Raw genomic sequence first — 5,535 nt, 5'->3', positions numbered from 1 at the left:
CAGGGACGAGTGCTGACGCCGGATGCCCTCGACTGGCACACCCAGGCTGACTTGTTTCCCACGATTCCCGGAACCCGACAAATTATCATCGCCGAAATCGATCGCGTTCAGACTTCCTGCGGTACGGGCGTTCCGCTCTATGAGTTTGAGGGGCAGCGATCAGACATGGTGGAATGGGCGCAAAAGAAAGGCGATCGGGGCATGTGGGACTACTGGCAGCTTAAAAATCAAATCAGCGTAGACGGTCTACCCACCCCGCTTGCAGGATGGATGGAGCGTAGCCAGCAGGAGATTGGCGGGAATTAGGCTCGATCGGGGCTAAACGATCGTGATTACTGTTAATTCAGGCGGGCAGAAGAGCCGTCCCGGTGGATAGGTTCCCAGTCCGCGATTCACATAAAGCAGATTAGAGCCGACCTGGTGCAATCCCTGCGCCCACTCCCAGTGCTGCAAGACTTTGTAGCAGTCTTCTTTCATATAAGGAATCCATTTGCGCCAGGTTTTGGGAACATAGCGACGCAGCCGCTGATAGCCTGTGGGAAAGGGTCCGAAACCGGGTAAAGCAATCTGACCGCCGTGGGTGTGCCCGGAAAGCTGAAGATCGACCCGCCAGGGCTGAAGTTTAGCGGCAGAGTCGGGATTGTGAGAAAGAACGATGCGGGGCGTTTCGGGGTGAAGCTGACTTAAGACTAAAGCAGGATTAAACTCACGCGACCAGAAATCTGCCAGTCCGACGATCGGAAGCTGTTGCCCTAGCGGGTAAGCAATTTCATTCCACAGCACCCGAATTCCAGCGCGAGTGAGGGCAGTTGTCACCTCGGTTCTGGATTGGGGCAGTTCCAGGTCGTGGTTTCCCAGCACCGCATAAATCCCCAACCGGCTCTCAAGCCGCTGAAGTCGATCGGCTAAGGCATAAATCGGAGTGGGGTCATCGGTGACATAATCGCCCGTGAGCACCACCAAATCTGGCCGAAGCGCATTGCTAGTTTCGATCGCCTCAGTGAGCATCTGCTCTGAAAGCCGGAGTCCGTCATAATGCAAGTCGGAGAGCTGTACAAACCGGATATTTTGGAGCTGGGGCGGTAACTGGGGAATGGCGATTGTGATCGCTTCAGTCCGAAGGGAGCCGGATAACAGCTTGTGCATGGGTGATATACGTTCTTCTGAACGGTCATCTCAGCTTACCAAATGGAGGTATCCGGCCTGGTGTTTGCTGTATCACAAGCTGCATCCGAATCTGGTTTGCTGCCTGATGCTAGTAACGAGTTCTGAAGTAACAAGTTCTGAAGTGACGAGTTCTCAGAACTGACGGGTTTTTAGTGGGGGTTTTTAGTGGGGGTTTTTAGTGGGGATTGTATGGACAAGAGCAGGCAAACTGGCAGGAGCAGGAATCCAGGACAGGTTGTGTAAAGGCTTTGTGATAAATCAACAAGTATACTTATCAAAATGTCACATTCCCACGTATTTTTAGGAGGATTCAAGTCTCCTACTGTATAAAGTAATTGCAAATGAATTTCGTGCAGTGACGCGATAAGAGTTTTGACAAACTGTTGTCGATGCCATCTAGACGGAACAAAAGGCAAAATGGTAGAGATTCTACTGAGTGTTTTAGCTGGCCCTAATAAGATTTCAGGATTGACCCGAAGTTTTTACCTGAATCTCCGTATCCCTGAGTCGATCGAGAGAAATTAGGGCAAAGTTAAAGTCAAAGGGCATAGCGTGTATCCACAGAGATCCTACTGAGATGACTGTTGTACTACAAATTGGGGATCGATCGATCAAGGCTGAGGAACTGCTGCCGCTGATGGCGGGTTATCAGATGATGCCGCAGTTTGTTCAGGAACTCCTGATTGATCAGGCAATTCAAGCGATCGACTGTACAGAAGCAGAAATTGCCGAAGCACGTCAGCAATTCTACAGTCAAAACCAGCTCGAAGAAGCGGAAGCCCGGCAGTCGTGGCTAGCCTACTACGGTATGACTGAAGAGCAGCTCGATGCTCTGGCAAGCCGGGAAATGCGGATTGAGAAATTTAAACAGGCAACCTGGGGAAACAAGCTAGAGTCTTACTTCCTCAGCCGCAAAGACAGGCTCGATAAGGTCATTTACTCTCTAATTCGGGTTCAGGAACAGGACATTGGCGTTGCCCAAGAGCTTTATTTCCGGGTGTTGGAAGGCGAACAGAGCTTTGCTGAACTGGCACGCAGCTACTCAAAGGGTCCAGAAGCGCAGACCGACGGCTTGATCGGTCCGGTAGAGCTGAGCGTTCCCCACCCGACTCTGGCACAGCTTCTGATGCTCAGCCAGCCCGGTCATATTAGCCCTCCTACCCGTGTGGGCGAATGGATCGTCCTGGTTCGTCTGGAAAAATTTATTCCCGCCCAGCTTGACGAATCGATGCGGCGGAGATTGTTAAACGAATGTTTTAATACCTGGCTCAAGGAACAATTGGAACAAGTCGATTCCCTGAGTTTTAATCCTTCTACGGCTGCCCCCCTTGCCACATGACCTATACCAAATCCACTGTTCAAGACTTTGTCGCGGCTGTTCCGCCGTTCGACCAGCTTTCGCCCAGTGCCTTGTCCTACGCGACTGAGCGGTTTCAGCTCTTGCGTTACCGGATGGGGCAGGCGGTGCTGGTGCGCGATCGACTCCCCAATCAGGTCTGTATTGTTTATCAGGGACAGGTGCGGCTACTGGGCTATGATCCCCGGACGCAAAAGCCTGTGACGCTGCAACTGCTTCAGCCGGGAGCTATTTTTGGCTGGGTGGGGCTGGTGCGCGGTGTCCCTTGTGAAACGGTGATCGCCTCGACGGAAACAATCTGCCTCACCCTATCAGCCACCGATTTTCTGGCGTTGCTGGAGCGAGAACCGACCTTAGCCAGTGCGTTTCGCCAGCGTGCGCCGCTGATGGAAGTCTTTGACCTGCTGGGCACAGAGCTACACCGTCAGGCAAATGGCGATGCTGACTTGAAAGAGCTATCGTTTCAGGCAGAAACCGAAGCGGTGGTATGCAACCTGCCCCCCGGACGGACTCCGATCGCCCAGCTTGAACAAAATCGGATCTGGCTCGTAAGCGGCGGCGGCGAAATTGAAAATTTCCCGGTCGGAAGTCGGCTGACGCTAAACGGTCGGCTCAGCGGCGTTGAAGTGACGGGCAGCCGGCCTGCGCGAATTGTGGGCTTTCCAGAGATCCTGACCGAACAAATTGCTGATGCCACCCCGGAGCCGATCGAATCAGCGGCGATCGAGCCAGAGCTTGAAATTCCCTACGCGCCCGATCGTCCCGGAGAAGCTGATCCCAGTCTCACGGCGGATAAAAAATCCTCTGGGCGGCCCAATTATCCCTTTGTGCGCGGCAAGGGTGAGCTGGACGAAGCAATGGCTTGTATGCAGATGCTCTGCAAGCACTTCAATATGCCGTTCCGCAGCGATGTGGTGAAGCGCGTTTTGGTGAGTCAGTCGCAGCGGATGGGCGCCGTCTCCCTGGAGCTGTGTGGCGCGGTTGCCGAAATGATGGGCTTGAATGCTCAGCTTGTGGTAGCTCCAGCCAATGCGATCGGTCGTATCGAGGGTCCGGCTCTGCTGAAGTGGCAGGATGGAATTGTGCTGCTGTATGAAGCGAGCGAACGTGAACTGGTGATTGCTGATCCCCAAAGCGGCATTCGGCGACGCAAACCTGCGGATTTTGCTGAAACCTGGGGACAGCAGGGTGAGATCCTGCTGCTGAAATCGACCAAGCAAACGCCGCAGCAGCGATTTGGATTGAACTGGTTTTTGCCAGCCGTCCAGAAACACAAGCGGGTGCTGATCGAAGTCTTCATTGCCTCTTTCTTTGTGCAGCTCTTTGCCTTGGCGAATCCCCTGATGGTGCAGGTGATCATCGATAAGGTGATTGTGCAGAAAAGCATCGCCACGCTGCATGTTTTGGGGTTTCTGCTGCTGGCACTGGCACTCTTTGAGGCGCTTCTCACCAGTGTACGAACGTATTTGTTTGTGGACACCACGAACCGGATCGATATGTCGCTTGGCTCAGAGATTATCGATCACCTGCTGCGGCTGCCGCTGCGCTACTTTGAACGTCGTCCGGTTGGAGAACTGGCAACACGGATCAATGAGCTGGAAAATATTCGGCAGTTCCTCACCGGGACGGCTCTGACCGTGGTGCTGGATGCGATATTCTCCGTGATCTACATTGTGGTGATGTTTGTTTATAGCTGGCTGCTGACGCTGGTGTCGCTGCTGACGATTCCCCTGTTTATTCTGCTGGCAGTGTTCGCTTCACCCCTGATTCGTAACCAGCTTCGCGTTAAGGCGGAGCGAAACGCTGAAACCCAGTCTTATCTGGTGGAAGTGGTTTCAGGGATTCAGACCGTCAAAGCCCAGAATATGGAGCTACGGGCACGCTGGCAGTGGCAGCAACGCTATGCCCGATATGTCAGTGCAGGCTTTAAAACCGTTCTCACTTCCACGACTGCCGGGTCTGCCAGCAACTTCCTGAACCAGCTTTCGGGTCTGCTGGTGATCTGGGTCGGAGCTTATTTGGTGCTGCAAGGTCAGCTCTCACTCGGTCAGCTCATCGCCTTCCGAATTATTGCCGGATATGTGACGAGTCCGCTGCTGCGTCTGGCGCAACTTTGGCAAAACTTCCAGGAAGTGGGTCTGTCGATCGAACGACTCAGCGACATTGTAGACTCGGCTCCCGAAGCGGATGAAACCGATCGCCAAAATATCCCGATGCCTCCAATTCAGGGTCAGGTTAAGTTTGACGACGTTTCGTTCCGGTTTGGCACGAGTGGACCGTGGCAGCTCACCAACGTCAGTCTGGAGTTTCCTGCAGGCGCGTTTGTCGGGATTGTGGGTCAGAGCGGTTCCGGGAAGAGTACGCTGATGAAGCTGCTGCCCCGACTCTATGATTTGGAAGAAGGGCGAATCATTATCGACGGCTACGACATCAGCAAAGTCGAACTCTACTCGCTGCGACAGCAAATTGGCATCGTGCCTCAAGATACCCTGCTGTTTGAAGGTAGTGTGCAGGAGAATATTGCCCTCACCTGTCCCAATGCTTCGGCGGAAGAAATCATCCGGGCGGCTCAGGCGGCGGCGGCGCACGACTTCATCATGGAACTGCCCAACGGCTACAACACGCGAGTGGGTGAACGCGGAGCTTCCCTTTCGGGTGGACAGCGGCAGCGGATTGCGATCGCCCGCACGGTGCTGCAAAACCCGCGTCTGCTGATTCTGGACGAAGCGACCAGCGCACTGGACTATGACTCGGAGCGGCGCGTTTGCCTGAATTTGGCAGAGGTGTTTAGCGATCGAACCGTATTTTTCATCACGCACCGACTTAGCACAATTCGCAATGCCGATATTATTTTGATGATGGATAAAGGTTCGCCTGTTGAAATTGGTACGCATGATGAACTCATGGCGCTGCGGGGACGCTACTATGCCCTCTATCAGCAGCAGGAAGCTGAAATGTAGTGTGCATCTATCACGGATGGTTTCTCAGATATTCTCTAAGATGGATGCAGA

The 5,535-nt window shown here is 53.6% G+C and carries 3 protein-coding genes and 1 pseudogene; 3 read left to right on the top strand and 1 reads right to left on the bottom strand.

Features of this window, described 5'->3' with window-relative positions; all coding sequences use genetic code 11:
• A pseudogene (locus tag H6F80_RS13565) lies at positions 1-306 on the top strand (hypothetical protein); the annotation flags it as partial.
• Positions 307-318: 12 nt separating this feature from the next.
• On the opposite strand, the gene H6F80_RS13560 reads toward H6F80_RS13565, so the two are convergent.
• On the bottom strand, positions 319-1,146 hold the full coding sequence (locus H6F80_RS13560) for a metallophosphoesterase (RefSeq protein ID WP_190792071.1): 828 nt from the start codon (positions 1,144-1,146) through the stop codon (positions 319-321).
• A gap of 598 nt (positions 1,147-1,744) precedes the next feature.
• Here H6F80_RS13560 and H6F80_RS13555 point away from each other — a divergent pair.
• Positions 1,745-2,506: a peptidylprolyl isomerase gene (locus tag H6F80_RS13555; RefSeq protein WP_190792070.1), complete on the top strand. Its 762-nt coding sequence runs from the start codon at positions 1,745-1,747 to the stop codon at positions 2,504-2,506.
• Positions 2,503-5,484: a peptidase domain-containing ABC transporter gene (locus tag H6F80_RS13550; protein WP_190792069.1), complete on the top strand. Its 2,982-nt coding sequence runs from the start codon at positions 2,503-2,505 to the stop codon at positions 5,482-5,484. The genes H6F80_RS13555 and H6F80_RS13550 overlap by 4 nt, the downstream gene beginning before the upstream one ends.
• The last annotated feature ends 51 nt before the right edge of the window (positions 5,485-5,535 follow it).

It is taken from the genome of Leptolyngbya sp. FACHB-711, assembly GCF_014695615.1.
Lineage (GTDB): Bacteria > Cyanobacteriota > Cyanobacteriia > Elainellales > Elainellaceae > Leptolyngbya_A.
The sequence above is the reverse complement of the archived record's forward strand: the minus strand, read 5'-3'. Positions and strand labels throughout refer to the sequence as shown.